Genomic DNA, 651 nt, shown 5'->3' with positions numbered 1-651 from the left:
CATCATCGAAGGCTGAGCGAGGGTGTAAGTAAAAGGTTTCTGTACTGGAATCTTCTATAGGGAAGTGGTCAAAGCTATCGTACTGATCTTCAAACTTCACTTTCATTGTAATGGGTTTAGCGCTTGCTATCGGCGTGTTATCACCCTTTAAGTGATGATCAAACCATTGATAGGTACTTGTCCAAGGTAAGGCTTCCGCACCGATGACTGGAGGAAGTAAGTCTGCTGAAGCATGAGTACCTGAAACCAAATCAATATGTTTTGGCCCGGTAAGCTGTTCAAACATACTCATTAATGAGTTAGGTTGGAACAAATTATCACCATAAGCTTTGGCGATATAAACTGCCGTACCATTGGTATTAAGCTCATCAACATAATTGGATGGAGAGCGAACACCCGCCCACTCCATAACAGCAGGAATCTCACTTAAGTTCTGATTTTTGATATTTGACCAGTGCTGCTCGACAATTGGGTCCAGATTTCCGAGTAAGTTGCCACTTAGTGTTAGTAGCTCACCCCAGACCAAGCGAGGTGTTTGGTTTCCATATAACGAATCTGCCAAGCTGCCCCAAGCACTCATTGCTGAAACGGCTTTTATTCTAGGGTCGTGTGCTGCGCCAATCAAAGAAATACCTGAACCATAGGAAACAC

Annotated in this window: 1 protein-coding gene; it reads right to left on the bottom strand. The window is 43.8% G+C overall.

Features of this window, described 5'->3' with window-relative positions; all coding sequences use genetic code 11:
* Window positions 1–651, bottom strand: a 651-nt coding sequence (locus A3763_RS28250; RefSeq protein WP_369823090.1) for a CocE/NonD family hydrolase, incomplete at both ends; no start/stop codon positions are given.

It is taken from the genome of Oleiphilus sp. HI0128, assembly GCF_001635365.1.
This window is presented reverse-complemented; position numbering and strand designations above follow the sequence as displayed.